Source organism: Streptomyces sp. NPDC031111, assembly GCF_055570675.1.
Genome location: NZ_JBVIGS010000016.1, coordinates 50,996 through 73,745, shown reverse-complemented (window position 1 = coordinate 73,745; position 22,750 = coordinate 50,996). Strand labels below are relative to the sequence as shown.

Here is a 22,750-nt window from a genome sequence, read left to right as displayed (position 1 = left end):
GGGGGTACGTAACCGTCAGTGCCCCCCGGTACGCTTCAGATATGAGTGCTGTTCCTCGATCCGAGAAGCCGGCAGGCCGGTTCCGGCGCATGCTCGACCGGCTCTCCTCGTCTCAGGAGGACCTGGAGTCCGAGGAGCTGCGCGAGGACGCCGAGACGGCCGGCTGTACGCGCATAGGCGACTGCCGTGACCGGCAGATCGTCACGGTTACTGGTACCTTGCGCACGGTCACGCTGCGACCGCGCGCCGGAGTCCCGGCCCTGGAGGCCGAGCTGTTCGACGGCTCCGCCGCGCTCGACGTGGTGTGGCTCGGCAGGCGCTCCATCGTGGGGATAGAGCCGGGGCGCAAACTGATCGCATCGGGCCGGATCTCGATGAGCCGGGGCCGCCGTGTGCTGTTCAATCCGAAATACGAACTGAGACCCCTCGGACGGGAGTAGCCGGTGACGTCACTCGACAAGCCGACAACCGAAGACACATCCTCGGACGACGCCCGTGCGGTGACCGAAGCCGCCCTCTTCGAGGCGTTCGGCGGGGTGCGGGGCATGGTCGAGACGGTGCTGCCCGGGCTTCTCTTCGTCAGCATCTACACGGTCAACAAGGACCTGCACATGTCGGCGATCGCGGCGCTCGCCGTGTCGCTGGTGATGGTCGTGGTCCGGCTGGCCAGGAAGGACACCGTCAAGCACGCCTTCAGCGGCGTCTTCGGCGTGGCCTTCGGTGTGGTCTTCGCGATGATGACCGGCAACGCCAAGGACTTCTACCTGCCGGGCATGCTCTACACCCTGGGCCTGGCCCTGGCGTACATCGTCACGGCGATGGCGGGCGTCCCGCTGATCGGTCTGATGCTGGGCCCCGTCTTCAAGGAGAACCTCTCCTGGCGCACCCGCAACCCCGGCCGGAAGAAGGCGTACACCAAGGCCAGTTGGGCCTGGGGGCTCATCCTGCTCGGGAAGAGCGCGATTCTGTTCCCGCTGTACTGGTGGGCGGACACGACCCAGCTGGGCTGGGTACTCATCGCGCTGAAGATTCCGCCCTTCCTGCTCGCGGTGTATCTGACGTGGATCTTCCTGGCGAAGGCGCCGCCGCCGATCGACGTCTTCGCGGAGATGGAGGCGGAGGAGGAGCGCAAGGCGGCTGCCTCGGAGTAGGCGCGCCTTGCCTTCTGGGGGCTTCGCCCCCAGACCCCCGCTTCGGCCCTTCGGGCCTCGTTCTCAAACGCCGGACGGGCTGAAGGAGGGGCGCCCGGTGTTTTTCGGGCGCCCCTCTTTTTTTACGACTGCTTGCGGACCGAGAGCAGGTCCTCCAGTTGTTCCTCGCGGGCCGGGGCGGCCACGAAGAGGAGTTCGTCGCCGGCCTCCAGGGAGTCCTCCCGCGTCGGCGTCAGTACGCGCGTGCCGCGGATGATGGTGACCAGCGAGGTGTCCTGCGGCCACTCCACGTCCCCGACCTGGGTGCCGGCCAGCGCCGACTCCTCCGGCAGGGTCAGCTCGACCAGGTTGGCGTCGCCATGGCTGAAGCGCAGCAGCCGGACCAGGTCGCCGACGCTCACCGCCTCCTCCACCAGGGCGGACATCAGGCGCGGTGTCGAGACGGCGACGTCCACACCCCAGGCCTCGTTGAACAGCCACTCGTTCTTCGGGTTGTTCACCCGGGCGACGACACGCGGAACGCCGTACTCGGTCTTGGCGAGCAGCGAGACGACCAGGTTGACCTTGTCGTCGCCGGTCGCGGCGATGACGACGTTGCAGCGCTGGAGCGCGGCCTCGTCCAGGGAGGTGATCTCGCAGGCGTCGGCGAGCAGCCACTCCGCCTGCGGCACGCGCTCCACCGAGATGGCGGTCGGTGCCTTGTCGATCAGCAGGACCTCATGGCCGTTCTCCAGGAGCTCGCCCGCGATCGAGCGGCCGACGGCGCCGGCTCCGGCGATGGCGACCCTCATCAGTGACCGCCCCTCTCTTCGGGACCCTTGGCGAACGCCGCCTCGACCCGGTCGATCTCATCGGTGCGCATCATCACATGCACCAGGTCCCCCTCCTGGAGCACCGTCTGCGAGCTGGGCAGCATCGCCTCCCCGAGCCGGGTCAGGAAGGCCACGCGCACGCCGGTCTCGTCCTGCATCCTGCTGATCCGGTGCCCCACCCAGGCCGTCGAGGCGTGCACCTCGGCGAGTTGCACGCCGCCCGTGGGGTCGCGCCACAGCGGCTCGGCGCCCGAAGGGAGCAGCCGGCGCAGCATCTGGTCGGCCGTCCAGCGGACCGTCGCCACGGTGGGGATGCCGAGGCGCTGGTAGACCTCCGCGCGGCGCGGGTCGTAGATACGGGCGGCGACGTTCTCGATGCCGAACATCTCCCGGGCCACCCGCGCGGCGATGATGTTGGAGTTGTCGCCGCTGGAGACGGCGGCGAAGGCGCCCGCCTCCTCGATGCCCGCCTCACGCAGGGTGTCCTGGTCGAAACCGACGCCGGTGACCCGACGGCCGCCGAACGAGGAGCCCAGCCGACGGAACGCGGTGGGGTCCTGGTCGATCACGGCGACCGTGTGCCCCTGTTCCTCCAGGGTCTGGGCCAGGGCGGAACCCACCCGTCCGCAGCCCATGATGACAATATGCATCGCGTCACACCGCGCTTCCTGCAGGCCGTTCGACCTTCATGACCTTCGTGCTCATGTCTCTCTTTCGGCTCGCCAGGCAAACATCGCGGCCTGAATGCGGGCCGCCAGGCAACATCATGCCGGGGGATCGCGCTCCCGACGCCCTCCGGGGCCCCGCCGTCGGGGAAGCGTGCGGGTCCAACGTATCCACATCACCCGGGCACGCCCGACGCCCGGGGCAAGGAGAGAACAGAGATGACTGCCGAGATCGACGTCCTCGTCCTGGGCGGCGCGGGCGTGGACACGATCGTGCACGTGCCCGAACTTCCCGTGCCGCTCGCCGACAGCCATATGATCCGGCCGGGCATCGTCACCCGCGCGGGCCAGAGCGGCGACTTCGTCGCCCTCGGCACCAGCGCCCTCGGACTGCGCACCCACCACCTCGACCTGATCGGCGACGACCACGAGGGCGACCTCGTCCGAGCCCTGCACCGGGACCACGGCATCGCGCTCACCGCCGTACCGCAGCCGGCCGGCACCAAGCGCGCCGTCAACCTGGTCGGCCCCGACGGCCGGCGGCTCTCCCTGTACGACGCGACCCGCTGGTCCGAGACGGACCGGCTGCCCGAGGAGACCGTCCGCTCTCTCGCCGCCGTCAGCCGGCACGCCCACGTCGTCATCACCCAGCCCTGCGCGCAGGCCCTGCCCCTGCTGCGGGAGGCGGGTGTGACTATCTCGACCGACCTGCACGACTGGGACGGCCGAAACCCCTACCACGAGCCCTTCGCCCTCGCCGCGGACCTCGTCTTCCTCTCCGCCGCCGCCCTGACCGACCCGGAGGCCACCATGCGCCGGATCGCCGCGCGGGGCGGGGCCCGGACCGTCGTCGCCACCGCCGGCGCCGAGGGCGCGTACCTGCTGGCCGACGACGAGCTGACGCACATCCCCGCGGCCCAGCCCCCCGCACCGGTCGTGGACTCCAACGGGGCCGGCGACGCCTTCGCCGCCGCCTTCCTCCACGGCCTGCTCGCCGGCGAACCGCCCCCGCACTGCGCCCGGCTCGGGGCGGCGGCCGGGGCGTACGCCTGCACGGTGCCCTCGACACGCGCGGCGGCCATCGGACCGGAGGCCCTGCTCGCCGCGGTCGCCGAGCCCCTGCCCGGGACGGTCAGCGGCGCGTGATGCTGCGCACGCTCGCCACGGTGAGCACGCCGAGGACGATGAGCGCGGCCGCGGCGCCGATCAGTTCTGCGGTCGTGTGCATGGAACCTCCACGTGGCGTGGCGACTACGGCCGGGTTGGTCATATAGGCATGGAACTCCCCCGACCTGCGGAATCCGCGCCCCGAGCCCGGGTGATTTCACCCGGAGAGCAGAGGCGTATGGATGCCGTATGGATCTGGGTGGCGAGTAGGTCACCCCTCCGCCGACGGCTTACGATCCTCTCTTGTGTCCAAACTGACCGACGTGCCCAAACGGATTCTCATCGGGCGCGCACTCCGCAGTGACCGGCTGGGCGAAACGCTCCTGCCGAAGCGTGTCGCACTCCCCGTCTTCGCCTCCGACCCGCTCTCCTCCGTGGCGTACGCCCCCGGCGAGGTGCTGCTGGTCCTGTCGATCGCGGGCCTGTCGGCGTACCACTTCAGCCCGTGGATCGCCGTCGCCGTCGTCGTGCTGATGTTCACCGTCGTCGCCTCCTACCGGCAGAACGTCCACGCCTACCCCAGCGGCGGCGGCGACTACGAGGTGGCCACCACCAACCTCGGCCCCAGGGCCGGCCTCACCGTCGCGAGCGCCCTGCTCGTCGACTACGTCCTCACCGTCGCCGTGTCGATCTCGTCCGGAATCGAGAACCTGGGCTCGGCGATCCCGTTCGTCGTCGAGAACAAGGTGGCCTGCGCGATCGGCGTGATCGTGCTGCTGACGCTGATGAACCTGCGCGGGGTCAAGGAGTCGGGCACACTCTTCGCGATCCCCACCTACGTCTTCGTCGCGGGCGTCTTCACCATGCTCGCGTGGGGGGCGTTCCGCGGGGTCGTGCTCGGGGACGAGATGCGGGCGCCGACCGCGGACTACGAGATCAAACCCGAACATCCGGGCCTCGCGGGCTTCGCCCTGGTCTTCCTGCTGCTGCGGGCCTTCTCCTCCGGCTGCGCCGCGCTCACCGGTGTCGAGGCGATCTCCAACGGCGTACCCGCCTTCCGCAAGCCCAAGTCGCGCAACGCGGCGACCACCCTCGCCATGATGGGGCTGCTCGCCGTCACCATGTTCTGCGGCATCATCGCGCTGGCCGCCGCCACCGACGTCCGCATGGCCGAGAACCCCGCCCACGACCTGATGCACGACGGCGTCCCGCTCGGCCCCGACTACGTCCAGAACCCGGTGATCTCCCAGGTCGCCGAGGCCGTCTTCGGCGACGGCAGCTTCCTGTTCATCGTCCTCGCCGCCGCCACCGCCCTGGTGCTGTTCCTCGCCGCGAACACCGCCTACAACGGCTTCCCGCTGCTCGGCTCGATCCTCGCCCAGGACCGCTACCTGCCCCGCCAGCTGCACACGCGCGGCGACCGCCTCGCCTTCTCCAACGGCATCGTGCTGCTCGCCGGCGCCGCCGTCCTGCTGGTGTGGGTCTACGGCGCCGACTCCACGCGGCTCATCCAGCTCTACATCGTCGGCGTGTTCGTGTCCTTCACGCTCAGCCAGACCGGCATGGTCCGCCACTGGAACCGGCTGCTGGTCACCGAGAAGGACCCGGCCAAGCGGCGCCACATGATCCGCTCGCGGGCCATCAACACCTTCGGCGCCTTCTTCACCGGCCTCGTCCTCGTCGTCGTCCTCGTCACCAAGTTCACCCACGGCGCCTGGGTCGCGCTGCTCGGGATGTGCATCTTCTACGCGACGATGACGGCGATCCGCAGGCACTACGACCGCGTGGCCGAGGAGATCGCCGCCCCGGAGGTCCCGAGCGACGACATGGTGCGGCCCTCCCGGGTCCACTCCGTCGTCCTGATCTCCAAGATCCACCGCCCCACACTGCGTGCCCTCGGCTACGCCAAGCTGCTGCGCTCCGACACCCTCGAGGCGCTCAGCGTCAACGTGGACCCGGCCGACACCAAGGCACTGCGCGAGGAGTGGGAACGGCGCGGCATCGACGTACCCCTCAAGGTGCTCGACTCGCCGTACCGGGAGGTCACGCGGCCGGTCATCGACTACGTGAAGAGCCTGCGCAAGGAGTCCCCGCGCGACGTCGTGTCGGTGATCATCCCCGAATACGTGGTCGGCCACTGGTACGAGCAGCTGCTGCACAACCAGAGCGCGCTGCGGCTCAAGGGGCGGCTGCTGTTCACCCCGGGTGTGATGGTGACCTCGGTGCCGTACCAGCTCGAGTCGTCCGAGGTGGCCAGGAGGCGCGCCCGCAAGCGGCAGGAATGGAACGCGCCCGGCTCGGTGCGCCGCGGTCCGGCGGAGCGGGCGAAGGACACCTCCTCGCACACGTAGACTGGTGGGCTGTTGTCCCGGGCCCTGAGGGGCCCGTCCGCTCTCGATGTTGTGGAGTCACCCCGCCATGCAGGCAGAACCGAGGAAGTCACTGGTGGGGGAGGAGTACGAGGTCGAGGTCGGCCCCGTCGCCCACGGCGGCCACTGCATCGCCCGTACGTCCGAGGGGCAGGTCCTCTTCGTCCGGCACGCGCTGCCCGGCGAGCGGGTCGTCGCGCAGGTCACGGAGGGCGAGGAGGGGGCCCGCTTCCTGCGCGCGGACGCGGTGCGGGTGCTGGACGCCTCCAAGGACCGGATCGACGCGCCCTGCCCGTTCGCGGGACCCGGCCGCTGCGGCGGCTGCGACTGGCAGCACGCCAAGCCGGGCGCCCAGCGGCGTCTGAAGGGCGAGGTCGTCGCCGAGCAGTTGCGGCGCCTGGCCGGGCTCACGCCCGAGGAGGCCGGCTGGGACGGCACGGTGATGCCGGCCGAGGGCGACAAGGTCCCCGCGGGCCAGGTCCCGGCGTGGCGCACGCGTGTGCAGTACGCCGTCACGGCCGACGGCCGCGCGGGACTGCGCCGGCACCGCTCGCACGAGGTCGAGCCGATCGACCACTGCATGATCGCCGCGGAGGGTGTCAGCGAGCTGGGCATCGAGAAGCGGGACTGGACGGGCATGGACTCCGTCGAGGCGATCGCCGCGACGGGCTCCCAGGACCGCCAGGTCATCCTGACCCCGAAGCCCGGCGCCCGCCTCCCCCTGGTTGAACTCGACCGCCCGGTCTCGGTCATGCGCGTCGACGAGCGCTCCGGCCAGATCCACCGCGTCCACGGCCGCCCCTTCGTCCGCGAACGCGCCGACGGCCGTACCCACCGGGTCGCTGGCGGCGGCTTCTGGCAGGTCCACCCGAAGGCCGCCGACACCCTGGTCACCGCCGTCATGCAGGGCCTGCTGCCCCGCAAGGGCGACATGGCCCTCGACCTGTACTGCGGCGTCGGCCTGTTCGCGGGCGCGCTGGCCGACCGGGTCGGCGAGGCGGGCGCGGTCCTCGGCATCGAGTCCGGCAAGCGCGCGGTGGAGGACGCCCGCCACAACCTCGCGGACTTCCCCCGCGTCCGCATCGAACAGGGCAAGGTCGAGTCGGTCCTGCCCCGCACGGGCATCACGGAGGTCGACCTCGTCGTCCTCGACCCGCCCCGCGCGGGCGCCGGCCGCAAGACGGTGGAACACCTGTCCTCCCTGGGCGCCCGCCGCATCGCCTACGTCGCCTGCGACCCGGCGGCCCTGGCACGGGACCTGGCGTACTTCCGGGACGGGGGGTACCGGGTGCGGACGCTGCGGGTGTTCGACCTGTTCCCGATGACGCACCACGTGGAGTGCGTGGCGATCCTCGAACCTGCGGGCAAGGGGTCCTGACCCGCGCTTTTGTGCGGCGGTTCGCGAGGGAGGACTGGTCTCACGGTCCGGCGGCTACAGCCGGCGGAGAACGGAGTCCAGTGTTTCGATCTCCTGCGCGGAGAGCTTGTCGGTGAAGTGGCGGCGCACCGCGGCGTCAAGGCCGGGGTGCACGGCGGTGACGGCCTGGCGTCCGGTGTCGGTGAGGGCGACGATGACACCGGCGGCGCGTTCGCGGGTGACGAGCTGACGCTTGCTCATGCGGGTGAGCTGGTGGGAGACGCGGGTGCGGTCCCAGCCGAGCGACGCGGCGAGCTCGCTCTGGCGCAGGGACCCCCCGCCCTTGTTCAGGGCGGCGAGGATCGTCAGGTCCGGTTCGGAGAGGCCCGCCGCCTCGGCGGCGTCCGCGATCACACGGGTTCGGACGATCTCGTGGGCGCGCTTGAAGGCAGACCAGAGGGCGACGGGATCCAGTGTGTCCCCGGTCGGTGCCTCGCCCGGCTCGGGAGCCCCGGCCTCCGATGTTGACATGTCAACGCACACCTTTCTAGTGTTGAGATGTCAACGCTAGCAGGCGCGTGCCGCTTCTTCGCCCCCTGACTGCCGCGCTCGCCACTCCACCCCGCGGAAGGATTCATGCGAACCCGAACCCTTGGAACCGGCGGCCTGCAAGTCGCCCCTCTCGCGCTGGGCTGCGCCGGTATGTCCGACCACACCGCGCCCGCTGACGAGGCCGATGCCATCGCCACGATCCACGCGGCGCTCGGGGCCGGCGTCACCCTCCTCGACACCGCCGACTTCTACGGCATGGGGCACAACGAGGACCTCATCCGCCGCGCCCTCCGCGACAGCGATCGCGAGAAGGCGCTCCTGAGCGTCAAGTTCGGCGGCCTGCGCGGCCCCGACGGAGACTTCGTCGGCATCGAGGGCCGTCCCGCCCATGTGAAGAACGCACTCGCCTACTCGCTGCGCCGCCTCGACACCGACCACATCGACATCTACCGCCCCTCCCGGCTTGCCCCCGACACCCCGATCGAGGACACGATCGGCGCGATCTCCGAACTGGTCCAGGCCGGATACGTACGCCACATCGGACTCTCCGAGGTGGGGCCGGAGACCATCCGCCGTGCCCACGCCGTGCACCCGATCTGCGACGTACAGATCGAATACTCCCTGCTCAGTCGTGACCCCGAGACCAACGGCATCCTGGACACCTGCCGCGAGCTGGGGATCGGCGTCACCGCTTACGGGGTCCTCGCACACGGTCTGCTCACCGGCACCTACCGACAACCCGCCGGAGGTGATCCGCGCACCCACTGGCTGCCCCGCTTCCACCCCGACAACCTCGCCACGAACCTCACCCTGGTCGACCGGCTGCGACCCCTCGCCGACGCACACGGCATCAGCGTCGCGCAGCTCGCCACCGCCTGGGTCATCGCCCGGGGCCGCGAGCGCGGCACCATCGTCGCCATCCTGGGCGCCCGCCGACCGCACCGCATCGAGGAGGCTCTGGCGGCGGCCGAGGTCACCCTGACCGAGGCCGACCTCGGAAGGATGGACGAGGCCGTCCCGGCCGGCGCGGTGGCCGGAACCCGTTACGCCGCACCCCTCATGGCTCTGCTGGACAGCGAGCGCGGCCCGAAGCCGTCTTCTCGCACGTGGGCGTGACCTCCGTGCCCTTCACACAAGGAAACAGGTCACGAACCATGAACAGAGCTGACTCACTGCTCGCCGAGTCTGCCCGGTCGGGGAAGCCGATCGGAGTAGGGATCATAGGGCTCGGGGCGCACGGTAGCTGGGCAGAGCGCTCCCACCTGCCCGCCCTGCGCGCCGTCCCGGGTTATGAGCTGAGGGCTCTGAGCGCGAGTTCGAAACAATCGGCGGAGCGCTCCGGACAGAAGCATGGTGTGCCGAATGCCTTCGGGACGGCTGCCGAACTGGTGGCCTGCGACGAGGTGGACCTGGTGGTCGTGGCGGTGAAGGTGCCGCACCACCGGGAACTGGTGCGGACGGCGCTGAGCGCCGGCAAGAGCGTGCTGTGCGAGTGGCCGCTGGGCAACGGGCTCGCGGAGGCCGAGGAGATGGCGCGGTTGGCGCGCGGTCGCGCCGTGCCGACCGTCGTCGGACTCCAGGCACGGTCGCACCCGGCGCTCGCCTACGCACGGCATCTCGTGGCCGACGGCTATGTGGGGGAAGTGCTGTCCACGACGGTGGTCGGCTCCGGCGGCGCTTGGGGTGCCACGGTCGGCCCCGGCGATCACTACGTGCTCGACGCCGCGAACGGCGCGACACTGCTGACGATTCCCTTCAGCCACGCTCTCGACGGAGTCGCGTCGGTCCTGGGAGAGCCCGAGGAACTGCGGATCCAACTGGTGTCGAGGCGTACGTCGGCCGTGGACACCGAGAGTGGACAGCCCGTGCCAATGACCGCAGCGGACCAGGTGGTGGCCTCGGGACGGCTGCCGGGCGGGGCGGTGGCCACCTTCCACTACCGCGGAGGCATGTCCCGAGGAACCAACTTCCGCTGGGAGATCAACGGCACCGAGGGCGACCTCGTCCTCACCGCCCCGATCGGCCACCCACAGCTCAGCCCGCTCACCCTGGAGGGCGGCCGCGGAACGTCCACCGCACTCACTCCCATGACGGTGCCGGAATCGTATGTCCGCGTCCCGCGACTGGAACCCCGAACCGACGCATCGGCCTACGCAGTGGCCCACGCCTACCGGCAGTTCCTGGACGACCTGCGGGAGGGCACGTCACGCGTACCCGATTTCGCGCACGGCGTCGCCCGGCACCGCAGCATCGCGTCCGTCATCGCGGCAGCGTGACCGGACGTGTGGGTCCCGGCGGATGAGCCCGTGGTGCCGGCTGACACGGGAGCGGCCGCCTGAGCACCCCCTCGGCCCCGTCGTCGACAAGCCGTTGACCGACGCGCCGACTCGGGGGTGAAGTGGCTCGCGTACCCCTTGCTGCTTCGCCTTTCCTTTGTTGACCTGCGCCTCGCGTTCCGCGCTGATGAGAGGAAGCAACTCAGTGGCGTTTCGCATTCACTTCACGCGTGACGACCTGTTACGGGTGTCCCTCGGGGACGGGCCGGATCTGCTGCACGAAACGGTGAGCAGTCTGAGGATCCTGCAACAACGCAGACCCGGCCCCGGGTTGAAGCGCTGGCAGCACTGGGCGCGTCAGCGGGTGCCTCCCTCCGTGCGCCTCCTGCAATCGCTGATACCTCCCCATGGGTTCATGCCGGATTTCCTCACCCCGCTGGTCTCCACCGACCTGGACACCGGCCTCGACGCACTGCTCCACACGCCGAACGCCTTCCTGCGTGGCGACATGGAGGACTTCACCCGGTTCACAGGCAGACCGCTTCCGGCATGGGCGGGCGCCGTCGCCGACGGCTCACCACGGGCATTGGAGACCGTGGAGCAAGCAGTGCGCGAGTGGCATGGCGCGGTGATCGCCCCTGTGCGGCAGCATCTGCACGCCGGGGCCGAAGCCGCTCGAGCGTCCGCGGCGCGCACGCTGTTGACCGACGGACTGGACGCGATGCTCTCGCGGCTGCACCCCACCATCAGCTGGTCCTCGCCCGTACTCGAGGTGTTCTCCCCCGACTACGACGAGGACCTGCATCTCGAAGGGCGCGGTCTACGCCTTGTCCCGTCCCTCTTCTGCGGCCGTCGGCCTGCCCTCCTCCTGACCTCCCAGCCACCCGTCGTGATGTTTCCCGTCCCGCACGACACCGTCCGGATTCCCGAGCCGAGCCGGATCGGGGAGCCCCGACACGACACCCTGGAAGCCCTCCTCGGTCGCAGCCGCGCCCTGATGCTGTACCTGATCACCATCGGACACGGCGTCACCACCACCGACCTCGCCCGGCGCACCGGGGTCTCCTCGGCCACCGTCTCCCACCACACCACCGTGCTGCGCGACGCCGGACTGATCACAACCCACCGCACCGGCCCGCACGCCCACCACCTGCCCACCCCGCTCGGAACCCGACTCGTGCACCGGGGCGGCGCTTGAGCAGGCCCTTTTGAACAGCGTCGAAGCTCCTGGCTGCGGTTGGGTGGATCACACAGTATTGGCGTCTGCGATCCGAGGAATCGACGGAGGAGTACAGATGGGCAAGCGATTCGCTGCGGTGCTGATCCTCGCCGCGGCTGCGGTGGGAGGTGCGACCCCGGCGGCGTCGGCGCTGGCGCTGCCCTGGGACAGCCACCGGGCGGCGTCCGAGGTCACGCCCGAGGGGAACTGGGAGCCGCACGGGCACATCGACGGCGGAGTGGCCCCTGCCGGTCACTTCGAGGGCAGCTGACGGCTTTCCGCGGAATCCCTGATGGGAGGCATACTTTGAGATCGGGAACACGCGCGTTCGTGAGCGTCGTGGTGACGGCGCTGCTCCTGGCAGCGGCAGGATCCACCACGGCCGCCGCCACGCCGGCCCGCGCCGGATACACCGCCCAGGCACGGGCAGCGGGCCTCTCGGCCGGGCAGGCAACGGCCTTGCAGGCCAAAGTCGATGAGTACCTGGTCAAGCTGAACGGCCGGGGCACCCAGGTGTCGCCCAACCAGGTCGACCTCGGCGGAGCCGTCCTGAACGTGACGGTGCCGGGTGAGGAACGACCGCGACCGCTGGGGGACGGGTCCGCGCGGGTGTCCAGCGTCTACGACTGCACCGGCTGGACGAACTACGGATGGTTCTGCGCGTACAAGTACGAGAACCGTTCCGGCGACAACATCGGCATGTACAACTGCGGTGAGTACGCCATTCCCTGGGTCACCGTCGGCTCATGGGTGAACAACCAGCTCACCGGCACCGAGCCCATGATGTATTTCTCCAACCACGGGAGCGAACTGCTGCCGCCCGCTTACAGCTACCGGAACACCGGTGTGAAATGGCTGTACGTGACGAAGATCCGTAACTGCAGATGACGGTCGGCCGGTTGGGTGGCATGCCGTCCTCATCGCCACGGGTGCCGCCGCCGCGCTCGCCGTGACGGCGGCGGCACTCCGAGTCCCTCCCCCGTACAGGCGCGACCGCCGGCGGGGGTGGGACCTGCCGCGGTCGCGGGGTGGTTCGAAAGTTTCGTCCATGGTTCTCATGCTTGCGATGCCTTCCTTCCCCATCTCATTTCATCCCTCGCGAAGGTTCGCGTCAGAGGTGGTTTGACCAGCGAAGATGCGCTTGCTGAGGCCTCTTCATGCGCGGGAAACCTTTCCGAAAGACGGTCGAAACTATTGACAGTGACATGACGCTCTACGAAAACTGTGGCCACCGAACGACGGAAGACGTCGTTCCCCTCGCGTCATGTGACCGGGGTGGCGGTCGGTCGTTGCGGCACGACGACGGGCGACCCGCCGTGTTCCACGCAAGGCCGCGGGCAGCAGAAGCCGCCCGCCCCCCACCAGCCTTCATCGGGAGGACCCATGCAGCGGGATCAGATTCAGCGGAACTCCGCTCCTTTCAGCGGCTTGAGTCGACGAGGCTTCCTCGGCGGCGCCGGCACCGTCGCGCTCGCCACCGCGTCCGGACTGCTGCTGCCCGGCACCGCCCACGCCGCCACCACCATCACCACCAACCAGACCGGCTACGACGGCATGTACTACTCGTTCTGGACCGACGGCGGCGGCTCCGTCTCCATGACGCTCAATGGCGGCGGCAGCTACAGCACCCGGTGGACCAACTGCGGCAACTTCGTCGCCGGCAAGGGCTGGAACACCGGCGGGCGCAGGACGGTCCGCTACACCGGCTACTTCAACCCGTCTGGCAACGGCTACGGCTGCCTCTACGGCTGGACGTCGAACCCGCTGGTGGAGTACTACATCGTCGACAACTGGGGCAGCTACCGGCCCACCGGCGAGTACAGGGGCACCGTCCAGAGCGACGGCGGCACGTACGACATCTACAAGACGACGCGGTACAACGCCCCCTCCGTCGAGGGCACCCGCACCTTCGACCAGTACTGGAGCGTCCGGCAGTCGAAGGTGACGAGCGGCTCCGGCACCATCACCACCGGCAACCACTTCGACGCCTGGGCGCGCGCGGGCATGAACATGGGCCAGTTCAGGTACTACATGATCATGGCCACCGAGGGTTACCAGAGCAGCGGAAGCTCGAACATCACGGTCAGCGGCTGACCTCTGTCCGGCGAACAACCGGCTGCGGGCTCCGCCCTCGTGGCGGATCCCGCAGCCGTGGCGGACTCGCCACCGCGGAGACCTGCTCCGGGTGAGATCCGTTCGACGACGGACAACCGCTAGTACGCGAGCTGTCCGATGCCCCCGTCCACCCGCAGCACGGTCCCCGCCGTGTAGGCGGATTCGTCGGAGGCGAGATAGAGCGCCGCCTTCGCCAGCTCGGTGGCGGTTCCCAGGCGGTGGAGGGGCACGGTCTGCCGGAGCTGCTCGTAGAGGGCGGCCCGGCGCTCGGGGCCCAGGTGCGCGAACACGTTGGTGATCGTCGGGCCCGGGCTCAGCCCGTTGACGCGGATGCCCCGGTCCCTCAGTTCGTACGTCAGTCCGCGTGTGTAGGAGAGCAGGCCCGCCTTGGCCGCGCCGTAGACCGTCGCGTTCTCGTGTCCGATGTACGCGGAGACCGAGCCGACGAGGATGATCGAGGACGGCTGCGAGAAGAGTGGCAGCAGGTCCCTGATCAGGAAGAACGGCGACTTGAGATTGGTCGAGAGGAGCCTGTCGAACGCCTCCTCGGTCCAGGACTCGATGGGGAGGTGGGTGACGTCGGCGGCGTTGCTCATCAGGATGTCGAGCTTCGGCCATTCCTCCTGGAGCCGCGCCGCGAGCGCCGCCTGGCCGGGTACGTCGCCGGCGTCACTGGCGATGGTCAGCAGCGGGCCGTCCAGTTGGCGTGCTGCCTCGTCCAGCCTTTCTTGCGAGCGGCCGGTGATGGCGACGGTCGCTCCCTCGGCGAGGAACTCGCGGGCCGTTTCCAGGCCGATCCCGCTCGTCCCCCCTGTGATCAGCGCGTGCTTTCCCGCGAGACGATCCATGGTTCTGTCCCCTATTCAGATTGCGGTGCGGCCACCGTCGGCGGCCACGATCGCGCCGGTCATGTAACTGGCCCGGTCACTGGCGAGAAAGGCGATCACGTGGGCCACCTCGGCCGGGTCGGAGGTGCGCCTGAGCGCGGTGGTCAGGCCCATGCCGCCCATGTCCGGTCCCATCGCCGCGACCACCTTCGAGGTGCGCATCGGGCCGGGGGCGACGGCGTTGACCCGCACGTTCGACTCGGCGAATTCCGCCGCCCAGGTGCGGGTCAGTGATTCGAGCGCCGCCTTGGTGGCGCCGTAAACGGCCATGCCCGGCATGCCGAGGCCGGCCGCCGTGGAGCTGACGTTGACGATGCTGCCGCCGCCGCTCGCGGCCATCTTCTCCGCGAGCAGGGCGGTGAGCAGGAACGGGGCACGCACATTGACCGCGAAGGCGGCGTCGTAACTCGCGAGGTCCTGCCCGGTGGTCGGGGAGAACGTCATCACGCTCGCGTTGTTGATCAGGATGTCGACGGCTCCGGCATCTTCGACCAGCTCGCGCACGCCCGCCACGCCGGACACATCGGCAGCGACGAAACGCACCGTCCCGGCGGACCCGCCACCGGCCGCGCGCAGGTCCTCCACCACCTGGGCGCCGCGCTGCGGATCGGTGCCGGTCAGGATCACGTCCGCGCCGCCCGCGGCCAGCACCCCGGCCGTCGCGTGCCCGAGTCCGCCGATCGCACCGGATCCGGTGACGAGCGCCGTCTTGCCGTCGAATTCCATTGCTTCGCCTTTCGTGCCGGTCAGTGAGCGACCGACTTCTGTGCAGCCGTTCAAGAAGTGACGCGACGGAACCTACGACTTGTTGAACGGCCAGTCAAGAAGTCGTAGGATTCAACACGTGGCACGAACCGGACGCCCCCGCGAGTTCGACAGGCAACAGACGCTGGAGCGCGCACTCAAACTCTTCTGGTCCCGGGGATACGGGGCGACGTCGATCCAGGACCTGGTCGACGCGCTGGCCGTCGAGCGCGGCAGCCTCTACGGCGCGTTCGGCGACAAGCGCCGCTTCTACCTCGAAGCCGTCAGGCTCTACTGGGACGTGTACGAGCGGCACCTGACCACCGTCCTGGACGCCGGTCCTCTCCTGCCCGCCCTGCGTGAGATCCTGACCCATCCCGCGAGGCTGGACGAACTGATCTCCGACGTGGGCGTGCCGCAGGGCTGCCTGGTCGGCAACACCACCGCCGAACTCGTCCCCCAGGACAGCGAAGCCGCAGAGATCGTCACCCGCTCGTACGGCCGTTTCACCGACATCGTCGCCAGCGCACTCCGCCGCGCCCAGGCCGCCGGAGAGGTCACGGACGCCTGCTCCCCGGAGGCCCAGGCCCAGATGCTGCTCTACCTGGTCCAAGGTCTCTCGCTCGTATCGAGGGCGGGGCTCGACAGGGCTGCGGCCCTGGCGGCGATCGACGCGGCGCTGGACGGGCTGCGGGCGTGACCGGAGCGGTCGGGTCCTGTAAGGGCGCCTAGCGCCCCGCCGCTCATGACCTGCGCGTTCGCCCGTAGATGTCTCCGAATGTTTCGGGTACGTCTGCGAATCGTGCGAGAAGCCTTGACGTCGGTCATCGACTTCCTAACACTCAGGTTGCTCGACATTGCGACCCTGGTTCGATATTTCGGACGGGGTCGTCGGTAGTTCTTCGTGTCATGCCTGCGTCAATCGCTTCACATCGACAGTCCGGAGGGCCTCTGACGGGGGCAACCGGAGCCGCTTACTCAAGGTTTGGGAAGTCCGCATGCTCAGTGGGAAATTAAGCAGCAGACATCTGTCCGGGGCGTTCGCCGCCGCGGTCGCGGCCCTGGTCGCGTTGGCGGCGCTGCTCGTCGCCACCCCGGCTCAGGCGGCCAGCACTGGCGCCTTGCGCGGTGTCGGTTCGAACCGGTGTCTCGATGTGCAGGGCGCCAGCCAGACCGACGGCACGTCCCTGCAGCTCTACGACTGCTGGAGTGGGACCAACCAGCAGTGGACGCTGACGGACGCCAACCAGTTGACCGTGTACGGCGACAAGTGCCTGGATGTTCCGGGCCACGCCACCACGGCCGGTACCCGGGTGCAGATCTGGACCTGTTCCGGCGGGGCGAACCAGCAGTGGCGGGTGAACTCCGACGGCACGATCGTCGGCGTGGAGTCCGGGCTGTGCCTGGAGGCCGCGGGCGCCGGTACGGCCAACGGCACGGCGGTGCAGATCTGGACGTGCAACGGCGGAAGCAACCAGAAGTGGACCGGCCTGACCGGGACGCCGCCGACGGACGGCACGTGTCCTCTTCCCTCGACGTACCGGTGGTCGTCGACGGGTGCGCTGGCGCAGCCGGCCAACGGGTGGGCCGCGGTGAAGGACTTCACCACCGTCACGCACAACGGCAAGCACCTGGTCTACGCGTCGAACGTGTCCGGATCGTCGTACGGGTCGATGATGTTCAGTCCCTTCACGAACTGGTCGGACATGGCGTCGGCCGGCCAGACCGGGATGAACCAGGCCGCGGTGGCGCCCACGCTGTTCTACTTCGCGCCCAAGAACATCTGGGTGCTGGCGTACCAGTGGGGCGCGTGGCCCTTCATCTACCGCACGTCGAGCGACCCCACCAACCCCAACGGCTGGTCCTCTCCGCAGCCGCTGTTCACCGGGAGCATCTCCGGCTCCGACACCGGTCCGATCGACCAGACCCTGATCGCCGACGGCCAGAACATGTACCTGTTCTTCGCCGGTGACAACGGCAAGATCTACCGCGCGAGCATGCCGATCGGGAACTTCCCGGGCAACTTCGGCTCCTCGTACACGACGATCATGAGCGACACGAAGGCCAACCTGTTCGAGGGCGTACAGGTCTACAAGGTTCAGGGCCAGAACCAGTACCTCATGATCGTCGAGGCGATGGGCGCGAACGGGCGCTACTTCCGCTCCTTCACCGCCTCCAGCCTGAACGGCTCGTGGACCCCGCAGGCCGCGAGCGAGAGCAACCCCTTCGCGGGCAAGGCCAACAGCGGTGCCACCTGGACCAACGACATCAGCCACGGTGACCTGGTCCGCAACAACCCCGACCAGACCATGACCATCGACCCCTGCAACCTGCAGTTCCTCTACCAGGGCAAGTCCCCCTCCGCGGGCGGCCCCTACGACCAACTGCCCTGGCGCCCGGGGGTCCTCACCCTCCGACGCTGATCCGTCCGATCCACGGGACCCCGCCATGCACGGGCGGGGTCCCGCTCACCCTGGTGCGGGACCGGTCAGTGGCCGTCGTTCGGGGTGGGTTCGCTCTCCGGCTCCGGTAGGGGTGAGGGCCGTGGTGGTTCGGGCCGGGAGGGGCGGTGGTGGCCAGGTGGCGGCGGAGGAGTTGGTGGCGGAACTCGTAGCGGGCGCCCGACTGGCGCAGTACGCCGAGGCGGTGGGCGTCCTCCAGGAACGTCATCAACCGCCACGGGGCCCTGCCCGTCAGTGCCAGCCAGACGCGGGCCGTGGCCGTGCGGCCCCACGCGCTGAGCGCGAGCGCGGACGTGCCGACGGGGACCCACAGTTCGGTGTGCATGGTGCCGAGGGTGCTGCCCCGGCCGGTCGCGGCGATCAGGAGCAGGCAGACCGCGCCCGCGAGGAGGGCCGCGACGGCACTGCGGGTGAAGGCGGCGGTGCGGTCGGTGCGCAGGGTGCTGTGCGGACCGATGGCGCGGACGGTGTCGGAGGGGGTGTTCAGGGCGCGGTACACGCCGGACGCGCAGCCGCCGATCGTGCCGACGAGCACCCCGAAGGCCACCAGCGGGCCGACGGCGTCCAGGATGACGGAGGCCGCGTCACGGCGCACCAGCCACAGTCCGACCTGTTCCGGCAGGGCCAGGACCAGGTTGTGGGCGTCCACCTGCTTGCCCCGCCAGTCCGTCACCCAGCCGCCGTCGGACGAGTGTCGGATCGTCAGTCGGCCCTTGAACGCGTCCACTTGACCGTCCCGGGAGATTCGCGCACCCCTCGCCACGGCGAACGGGGCCTCCAGCGCCGAGCGTTCGACGAGGATGAGGTCCTGCGGTGTCGTGGAGTGGACGGAGCGCTTTCCGTCCGCCGTCCTCACCAGTCGCCAGTCCTCGACCTCCTTGCCTGAATCCCAGTCGGGAGTCGAGTGGATGCGTACGGCGGCGAAGGTGCCGCTGATCACGCCGACGACGGCCCCGGCGCAGACCCCGATGAGCGTGCAGGTGACGAAGCCCCGCAGCAGTCCCCGGGCGAAGCCGCGCAGTGCCGTGGCCGGCGCGACATAGCGCCCGGTCGGACGGTCGGTGCGGACCGGGCTCGCCAGGAGCAGCACCGTGCCCGCCACGAGGCAGGTCACCGCCGGGACTTCCTCGCCGCTGTAGCCGTAGATCGCCAGCCCGGTGAAGACGACGAGCGCGCCCAGCGCGCGCACCGCCTGGGGCGCGCTCGGGCTGCCCACCCACGGCAGGCTGAGCGGGCCGGGGCGGCGGGACAGGCCGGCGACGGCGAACATCATGGAGAGGATCAGGCCGAAGCAGCATCCGTTGAGGTACCAGGCGGGCCGCGGGGTGATGACGGCACCGAGCCGGGAGCTGACGAGCGGGGGCACCAGCAGTCCGAGCCCCACACCGGCGACCGCCGCCGCGGCTGTCGTCCGCAGGGCGGTCCGGACCAGCCACCGAAGTCCCTGCGGGGTCTCCGGCGTCGGCGGCAGCAGGTGGGCGAGGCCGAAGCACAGGCCGGTCAGGATGCCCGCGAAGTTGAGCACCGCCGACGCCGTGCTGTCCCAGTTGGCGATCACTCCGCCGCCGTACACGGCGATGGGCACCAGGAGCGCGGCCGTGGCGAGCAGCGCCAGGACGGCGGGGCCGATGACGCGCAGGGGCCGGGGGATCGCGTCGGGCAGCTCCCACCAGGCCAGGCTCCACCCCGAGCCGGGCAGGTCGCGGGCGAGGCGGCTCAGCCAGCGGTGGGCCGCCTGCGGATGCCAGACCGTGCCCGGTCCGGCGAACGCCGTCGGGACGAACGCGTCCAGCAGGTGTTCCTCGACGCGGTCCGCCGTGGGGAAACGGTCGGTGTCGGTCAGCTCGGCCGGGTCACGGGAGGGATCCTCGTACACCGCGCGCGCCAGGGTCACCGTCAGCGGAGAGCGCAGGGCCTCCACCAGCCGGGCCGGAGGGGCCTCCAGGACCGCCGCCCAGGCGCTGCCGTGCCGTGCGGTGCGCGTCAGGTAGGCGCGTGCGGTCGCGAGGTCCAGCGGCCGAAGCCGTACGACCTCCGCGGCGGTCAGTGCGCCGCCCCGCCGCACCGCGTCCGCCCAGGCGGCGGTGCGGCAGGTGATCAGGGCGGGCAGGCGGGCGTCCAGCTCGGCGTTCAGGGAGCGCAGCGCGCCGGCGTGCGCGGCCCGAGGGATCTCGTCGAAGCCGTCCAGCACGGGCAGGACCAGACCGGCGTCGAGCAGCTCGTGCGCGAGGGTGCGGCCGTCCCCCACGGGGGCGGCCGGCGAGCCGTACTCCTCGGCCAGCCGGTCCGCCAGCCAGCCGCGCAGCGAGGACGCGCCCGGATCCCAGCCCGCCAGCGGGAACAGCACCGGAACCGGATCGCCGGGCTGCCGTGCGTCCAGCACACCGAGCACGAACTGCACGGCCACGACGGACTTGCCCGAGCCCGGCTCGCCCAGGACCACCAGCCGCCCGGAGCGCGCCGCACCGAAGGCCTCGACGACCCGCACACCGACCGGGCGCCGGTCTCCCTCCCGGGGAGGGGGCACGGTGGTGCCGGGTGTCCGGTCGGCGAGCGGCGGGTCCGCCCGGTCCCACCGGACGTCCAGTGGCTCCGGGTCGTGCAACCGGAGCCTGCGGGCCTGGGCCGACCACTGCACCCGTACCGCCTCGGCGAGGGCGTCGGCGGCCTGCCGCCGCCCGGCCTCCGGTGGATCGGCCGGCGCCGGCTCCTCGGCGCCCTCGCCCCGCACCAGATCCACGGCGAAGGCGCACACCGACAGGACGGCGGACACCACCGACACCCACATGGACACGGTGTCCTCGTCGCCGCCCTCGCGCACGAGTACGACGGCCAGCGTCACCAGCGCCCCGCAGGCCACCGCCAGTCCGGTCCGGCGCAGCACGCGTGCCCGCCGGGCAGATGTCCCCGTCACCACAGCCCCACCACAGCCGTCGTCCGATCACCGGTCACCACGCTGGCACGATGCCGGGGCCGTACGGGGTGGGAACCGGGCGGCGCCATCTCCACAGGTGATTGACCGGACGGGTGTACCCACCGCTCAGCTGCTTCGGACCGGGCGCCGTAAGGGGCCCGTCAAAGATGGGGGCGTCGCCGTCAGGGAGCCGTCAACGAACGGTCCGAACCGCTGAAGAGGAGTTTTCCTTGGACCGTCCGTTTCCACCGCACCTGACTCCAGGAGTTCGCGATGGCCGATCTGGCCTTCGTTTCCGTCACGATCGTGGGTTTCCTGCTCGTGGCTCTCGTCGCCAAGGGGGTGACGAAGCTGTGACCGCCGAGAACATCGTCGGCCTGGTCGTGGCCGTCTCCCTGCTGGGCTATCTCGTTCTCGCCCTGCTCTTCCCGGAGAGGTTCTGAGAGAAGACATGGGTCCCGTCCTCGCCGGCGTGCTGCAACTGCTCGCGCTCATGGCCGCGCTGGCTCTCGCGTACGTCCCCCTCGGCAGCTACCTGGCCAAGGTCTACTCCTCCGACAAGCACTGGCGCGTCGAGAAGTGGATCTACAAGGGCATCGGTGCCGACCCCGACACCGGGATGCGCTGGCCCGCGTATCTGCGCGGCGTTCTCGCCTTCTCCGTGATCGGCGTCCTCTTCCTCTACGCCCTCCAGCGGCTCCAGGGCGTCCTCCCCGGCTCGCTGGGCTTCGCCTCGATCGATCCGGACCAGGCGTTCAACACCGCCGTGTCGTTCGTGACCAACACCAACTGGCAGTCGTACTACGGCGAACAGGCCATGGGCCACGTCGTGCAGACCGGCGGCCTGGCCGTGCAGAACTTCGTCTCCGCGGCCGTCGGCATGGCCGTCGCGGTGGCGCTGGTGCGCGGTTTCGCCCGGTCCCGCTCCGGTGAGCTGGGCAACTTCTGGGCCGACCTGGTGCGCGGTGTCGTACGCGTCCTGGTGCCGCTGGCGTTCGCCGGCGCGGTCGTGCTGGTCGCCTGCGGTGCGATCCAGAACTTCTCCGGCATCCACGAGGTCGGCCAGTTCATGGGCGGCACACAGGAGTGGAACGGGGGCGCGGTCGCCTCGCAGGAGGCCATCAAGGAGCTGGGCACCAACGGCGGCGGCTACTTCAACGCCAACTCCGCCCACCCCTTCGAGAACCCCACCCCGTTCTCCAACCTCTTCGAGATCTTCCTGATCCTGCTGATCCCGGTCTCCCTGACCCGCACCTTCGGTCTGATGGTCGGCAGCGTGCGGCAGGGCCACGCGATCCTCGCCACGATGGGTGCCATCTGGCTCGGCTTCGTCGCCCTGATGATGTGGACCGAGTTCACCCACCACGGCCCGGCCTTCGAGCTCGCGAACGGGGCGATGGAGGGCAAGGAGGTCCGGTTCGGCATCGGCGGCTCGTCCCTCTTCGCCGTCTCGACCACCCTCACCTCCACCGGCGCCGTGGACTCCTTCCACTCCTCGTTCACCGGCCTGGGCGGCGGCATCACCATGCTCGGCATGATGCTGGGCGAGATCGCGCCCGGCGGTGTGGGCTCCGGCCTCTACGGCATGCTGATCATGGCGGTCGTCGCGGTGTTCCTCGCCGGCCTGATGGTCGGCCGTACGCCCGAGTACCTGGGCAAGAAGATCGGCACCCGGGAGATCCAACTCGCGGCCTGCTACATCCTCGTCACCCCTGCCCTGGTGCTCGTCCTCACCGCGGCGGCGATGGCCCTGCCCACGCCGCCGGACTCGATGACCAACACTGGTGCGCACGGATTCTCCGAGATCCTCTACGCCTACACGTCGGCCTCGAACAACAACGGCTCCGCCTTCGCCGGTCTCAACGCCGACACCCAGTGGTTCAACACCACGCTCGGCATCGCCATGCTGCTCGGCCGGTTCGTGCCGATGGTGTTCGTCCTCGCGCTGGCCGGATCGCTCGCCGGGCAGCGGCCGGTCCCGGCCACCGCGGGCACCCTGCGCACCGAGAAGCCGCTGTTCACCGGCCTGCTGGTGGGCGCCGTCCTGATCGTCACCGGTCTGACCTACTTCCCGGCGCTCGCGCTGGGACCGCTCGCCGAGGGGCTGGCGTGATGACCAC

General features: G+C 70.1%; 21 protein-coding genes. 15 read left to right on the top strand and 6 right to left on the bottom strand.

Features of this window, described 5'->3' with window-relative positions; translation table 11 throughout:
• Positions 1-41: 41 nt before the first annotated feature.
• Both ACZ470_RS28890 and ACZ470_RS28885 read left to right on the top strand, forming a co-directional pair.
• A complete protein-coding gene (locus ACZ470_RS28890) occupies positions 42-440 on the top strand; it encodes an OB-fold nucleic acid binding domain-containing protein (protein WP_073930701.1) in 399 nt (132 codons plus the stop codon).
• Positions 441-443: 3 nt separating this feature from the next.
• Positions 444-1,151, top strand: a complete 708-nt coding sequence (locus ACZ470_RS28885) for a DUF3159 domain-containing protein (RefSeq protein WP_468431900.1) — start codon at positions 444-446, stop codon at positions 1,149-1,151.
• Between the two features lie 122 nt (positions 1,152-1,273).
• Here ACZ470_RS28885 and ACZ470_RS28880 read toward each other — a convergent pair whose 3' ends face one another.
• Positions 1,274-1,942, bottom strand: a complete 669-nt coding sequence (locus tag ACZ470_RS28880; protein ID WP_468431898.1) for a potassium channel family protein — start codon at positions 1,940-1,942, stop codon at positions 1,274-1,276.
• Positions 1,942-2,613 (bottom strand): potassium channel family protein, encoded by a 672-nt coding sequence (locus ACZ470_RS28875; protein WP_468431896.1) that lies wholly within the window; start codon positions 2,611-2,613, stop codon positions 1,942-1,944. The genes ACZ470_RS28880 and ACZ470_RS28875 overlap by 1 nt, the downstream gene beginning before the upstream one ends.
• A gap of 234 nt (positions 2,614-2,847) precedes the next feature.
• On the opposite strand from ACZ470_RS28875, the gene ACZ470_RS28870 reads away from it, so the two are divergent.
• The 3 genes from ACZ470_RS28870 (at position 2,848) to ACZ470_RS28860 (ending at position 7,482) form a co-directional block, all read left to right on the top strand.
• Positions 2,848-3,774, top strand: a complete 927-nt coding sequence (locus tag ACZ470_RS28870) for an adenosine kinase (protein WP_468431895.1) — start codon at positions 2,848-2,850, stop codon at positions 3,772-3,774.
• Positions 3,775-4,040: 266 nt separating this feature from the next.
• On the top strand, positions 4,041-6,086 hold the full coding sequence (locus ACZ470_RS28865; RefSeq protein WP_468431893.1) for an APC family permease: 2,046 nt from the start codon (positions 4,041-4,043) through the stop codon (positions 6,084-6,086).
• A gap of 67 nt (positions 6,087-6,153) precedes the next feature.
• On the top strand, positions 6,154-7,482 hold the full coding sequence (locus ACZ470_RS28860; protein ID WP_468431892.1) for a class I SAM-dependent RNA methyltransferase: 1,329 nt from the start codon (positions 6,154-6,156) through the stop codon (positions 7,480-7,482).
• Between the two features lie 54 nt (positions 7,483-7,536).
• On the opposite strand, the gene ACZ470_RS28855 is transcribed toward ACZ470_RS28860, so the two are convergent.
• Positions 7,537-7,992, bottom strand: a complete 456-nt coding sequence (locus ACZ470_RS28855) for a MarR family winged helix-turn-helix transcriptional regulator (RefSeq protein WP_468431890.1) — start codon at positions 7,990-7,992, stop codon at positions 7,537-7,539.
• A 105-nt stretch (positions 7,993-8,097) separates the two neighbouring features.
• On the opposite strand from ACZ470_RS28855, the gene ACZ470_RS28850 reads away from it, so the two are divergent.
• The 6 genes from ACZ470_RS28850 (at position 8,098) to ACZ470_RS28825 (ending at position 13,602) form a co-directional block, all read left to right on the top strand.
• On the top strand, positions 8,098-9,129 hold the full coding sequence (locus ACZ470_RS28850) for an aldo/keto reductase (RefSeq protein ID WP_468431888.1): 1,032 nt from the start codon (positions 8,098-8,100) through the stop codon (positions 9,127-9,129).
• Between the two features lie 38 nt (positions 9,130-9,167).
• Positions 9,168-10,289, top strand: a complete 1,122-nt coding sequence (locus ACZ470_RS28845) for a Gfo/Idh/MocA family protein (RefSeq protein WP_468431886.1) — start codon at positions 9,168-9,170, stop codon at positions 10,287-10,289.
• Between the two features lie 415 nt (positions 10,290-10,704).
• Positions 10,705-11,487: a winged helix-turn-helix domain-containing protein gene (locus tag ACZ470_RS28840; protein WP_468431884.1), complete on the top strand. Its 783-nt coding sequence runs from the start codon at positions 10,705-10,707 to the stop codon at positions 11,485-11,487.
• A 97-nt stretch (positions 11,488-11,584) separates the two neighbouring features.
• Positions 11,585-11,779: a hypothetical protein gene (locus ACZ470_RS28835; protein WP_468431882.1), complete on the top strand. Its 195-nt coding sequence runs from the start codon at positions 11,585-11,587 to the stop codon at positions 11,777-11,779.
• Between the two features lie 59 nt (positions 11,780-11,838).
• Positions 11,839-12,396, top strand: a complete 558-nt coding sequence (locus ACZ470_RS28830; RefSeq protein ID WP_468431881.1) for a peptidase inhibitor family I36 protein — start codon at positions 11,839-11,841, stop codon at positions 12,394-12,396.
• Positions 12,397-12,891: 495 nt separating this feature from the next.
• Positions 12,892-13,602 carry a glycoside hydrolase family 11 protein gene (locus ACZ470_RS28825; RefSeq protein WP_468431879.1) on the top strand — a complete coding sequence of 237 codons (711 nt, stop codon included), beginning with the start codon at positions 12,892-12,894 and terminating at the stop codon, positions 13,600-13,602.
• Between the two features lie 119 nt (positions 13,603-13,721).
• On the opposite strand, the gene ACZ470_RS28820 is transcribed toward ACZ470_RS28825, so the two are convergent.
• Entirely contained in the window at positions 13,722-14,471 is a 750-nt protein-coding gene (locus ACZ470_RS28820) for an SDR family oxidoreductase (RefSeq protein ID WP_468431878.1), read from the bottom strand.
• A 15-nt stretch (positions 14,472-14,486) separates the two neighbouring features.
• Complete coding sequence (locus ACZ470_RS28815; protein ID WP_468431876.1) at positions 14,487-15,236, bottom strand: SDR family NAD(P)-dependent oxidoreductase; 750 nt, start codon at positions 15,234-15,236, stop codon at positions 14,487-14,489.
• A 118-nt stretch (positions 15,237-15,354) separates the two neighbouring features.
• Here ACZ470_RS28815 and ACZ470_RS28810 point away from each other — a divergent pair, with 118 nt between their 5' ends.
• Positions 15,355-15,954, top strand: coding sequence for a TetR/AcrR family transcriptional regulator (locus tag ACZ470_RS28810; RefSeq protein WP_468431875.1), 600 nt, complete (start codon positions 15,355-15,357; stop codon positions 15,952-15,954).
• A gap of 298 nt (positions 15,955-16,252) precedes the next feature.
• Positions 16,253-17,677: a non-reducing end alpha-L-arabinofuranosidase family hydrolase gene (locus ACZ470_RS28805; protein ID WP_468431873.1), complete on the top strand. Its 1,425-nt coding sequence runs from the start codon at positions 16,253-16,255 to the stop codon at positions 17,675-17,677.
• Here the strand turns inward: ACZ470_RS28805 and ACZ470_RS28800 are convergent.
• Complete coding sequence (locus ACZ470_RS28800) at positions 17,661-20,630, bottom strand: NACHT domain-containing protein (RefSeq protein WP_468431871.1); 2,970 nt, start codon at positions 20,628-20,630, stop codon at positions 17,661-17,663. The two genes, ACZ470_RS28805 and ACZ470_RS28800, sit on opposite strands and share 17 nt — an antisense overlap.
• A 353-nt stretch (positions 20,631-20,983) precedes the next feature.
• Here ACZ470_RS28800 and kdpF point away from each other — a divergent pair, with 353 nt between their 5' ends.
• Together kdpF and kdpA are read left to right on the top strand one after the other, a co-directional pair.
• On the top strand, positions 20,984-21,073 hold the full coding sequence (kdpF, locus tag ACZ470_RS28795) for a K(+)-transporting ATPase subunit F (protein ID WP_388244487.1): 90 nt from the start codon (positions 20,984-20,986) through the stop codon (positions 21,071-21,073).
• An 8-nt stretch (positions 21,074-21,081) separates the two neighbouring features.
• Complete coding sequence (kdpA, locus tag ACZ470_RS28790; RefSeq protein WP_468431869.1) at positions 21,082-22,743, top strand: potassium-transporting ATPase subunit KdpA; 1,662 nt, start codon at positions 21,082-21,084, stop codon at positions 22,741-22,743.
• Positions 22,744-22,750: the final 7 nt, after the last annotated feature.